2 protein-coding genes and 2 pseudogenes are annotated in these 2,193 nt (G+C 62.2%); all 4 read left to right on the top strand.

Annotated elements, in window-relative coordinates:
- Window positions 1–277 precede the first annotated feature (277 nt).
- Window positions 278–448, top strand: a pseudogene (locus Q0964_RS10990) (DUF955 domain-containing protein); the annotation flags it as partial.
- 251 nt (window positions 449–699) lie between these two features.
- Window positions 700–906, top strand: a pseudogene (locus tag Q0964_RS18350) (hypothetical protein); the annotation flags it as partial.
- A 158-nt stretch (window positions 907–1,064) separates the two neighbouring features.
- Window positions 1,065–1,376 carry an SWIM zinc finger family protein gene (locus Q0964_RS10985; protein WP_299267281.1) on the top strand — a complete coding sequence of 104 codons (312 nt, stop codon included), beginning with the start codon at window positions 1,065–1,067 and terminating at the stop codon, window positions 1,374–1,376.
- 119 nt (window positions 1,377–1,495) lie between these two features.
- Window positions 1,496–2,193, top strand: a 698-nt coding sequence (locus tag Q0964_RS10980) for a transcription initiation factor IIB (protein ID WP_299267279.1), incomplete at its 3' end; no start/stop codon positions are given.

Here is a 2,193-nt window from a genome sequence, read left to right as displayed (position 1 = left end):
GGGGGCACAACTCGTTGACGGCACGAGCGACCCTGATCCTGATGAAGGGCGAATCAACGCGGTAAATACCGTTGAAGTACTAACTGGGAATTAATAGTCCGCTGGACCAGCACGGTCATCCCCTCTCTCCTCGTTTCATTGTTAACTTTCTGTGTTGTGTATAGATGGCCGTAGGCCACGTCCTTTCGTCTGTGGCGGGAACTGGTCTGACACGCTCGTACGGCTAAAGCGCACGCGTCTTGAGACAGCATTATTCGAAGCGCGAAATCACGTCCCGGCGGTCGCCTACGTCGTCGGCCGGTACGACGGGCTCGACACCAGTGGCTCGGCGTTCTACTTGACAGCGTGGGAGTCGGACGATCCCGAGGTTGTTCGCGAGCGGCTCGGACGGCTCAGTCGGATGGCAGAGGAACTTATCGACGTGCTCGAAGAGCCGCCTGCTCGCTAAATCGGCTAACCAACAGATTGCCTGGATTTCCCCCTTTTTCGTTGGTTAATCGAGCGGCTCGGTGTTGATTTCGATAACTTCCAGCTCAATCAGCTGCCGAAACATCCCACCGAAAGCCGGCTGAGTAGAAGCCATATTGCCAGATTAGTACCGGCTCAGTGTAACTATATGACCTTTCGGCAGTTCTACACAAGAGCGAGTTTTTCAGCGCCCACCGAGGGTCGGAGACGCATTCTGACCTCCGTCGAATTCTGACTGGCAACTATCTCACGGCGGTTCTTGCGGAAGCCGAGCACGTCGCCGAGCAGCAGGACCAGGTCGCACGAACGACAGACAACCAAGGCCACGAGCACCTCCGATACGCCGTCCTCCGGGTGCTTGAAGGGGAGACAGACCACCCGCGGACAGACTGGACGCCGACCAGCGGCGTCACTGTCGGCTACGGCAGCGACGACGCGTGGTCTGTCCGACCACTGCTGACTCGGTGGCCAACTGTTACCGAGTCAGTCGAACGAAGGCCGTTCGCGACTCGTCTACCGGAGTCCGCTACTCGGTCGGCCATCATGTGTTTGTCGGCCCCACGAGAGCCTGAGGGCAGTCAAGCCCCGAACGAACAATGCCTGACTCCAGTCACCCGCTCTCGCGATTGGAATGGACGCCACGCATCCTCAAGCGTGCGCAGTACGAAGCGTTGCAGTTCTCGCTGATCGAGGGCGACATTCGCGTTCGGAATGCAAGCCACGCTGACCCGGCAGGCCACGAGTATCGGGTCAGGATCGAAGATGGGCAGCCGGTCGCCTGTACCTGTCCGTTCGATGGCCGTTCCTCGCAGGCATGCAAACACCGCGTTGCCGTCGCGATCCGGCCAGCCATCATCGAGGCGGCCACGACGATGCAGACGCTCGCCGAGGCGCGGTCGGCACAGTAGCCCGAATAAGTGGAGCGAGCCTCACCAGCCACGCCAGGCAATGGGAGCGTCCCGGCTGGTCGTTTGTATTGCCCCGGGAGGGGTGTGGGGCAGTCCAGACGGGCGCCTCGCGGATTCCCATGTCGTTTCGAGGACCCTACACAAACGGCTACGACGAAGCGAACGGCAAAACGACCCCCGCCGAGGAGTGTCCCGAATGCAGCGGTGCCCTCGTGACCGAGGACGGGGAAACCCGGTGTGTCGATTGCGGGCTTATTATCGACCAGCACCGCCTCGACCGCGGGCCGGAGACGCGTCGGTTCGACGACGACACGGTGGACGAGCCGGCAGAGCGGACTGGCGCCCCGCTCACGCTCGCACGCCATGATCGTGGTCTTTCCACCGAGATCGGGTACAAGCGTGACGTCAATGGCAATTACCTCTCCACGGAGAAACAGCGCCGGGTGAGCCGGTGGCGCCGCGAGCACAAACGCGGCCGCTACCGGAGCAAGGCCGAACGCAATCTCGCCCACGCCTGCGGCGAACTCGCACGCCTGGCCAGCGCACTTGAACTCCCGGAAGCAGTCGAAGAGGAAGCCGCGGCCATCTATCGTCAGGCACAGGCCGAGAACCTCATCCGCGGCCGGTCGATCGAGACCATGGCCGCGGGCAGTCTCTACGCGGCCTGCCGGGTGCAGGGTCACCCTCGCACCGTCGCAGAAATCGCGGCAGTCGCACCGTGTGACCGCGCCAAGGTCGAACTGGGATACGGCGTGATCAACAGAGAGCTGGCGCTGGAGACGACGGTGCTCCGACCCCAGGAGTACATCCCGGCGCT

Origin of the sequence: Halorientalis sp. (assembly GCF_028275115.1) — an archaeon.
Classification (GTDB): Archaea; Halobacteriota; Halobacteria; order Halobacteriales; family Haloarculaceae; genus Halorientalis.
The sequence above is the reverse complement of the archived record's forward strand: the minus strand, read 5'-3'. Positions and strand labels throughout refer to the sequence as shown.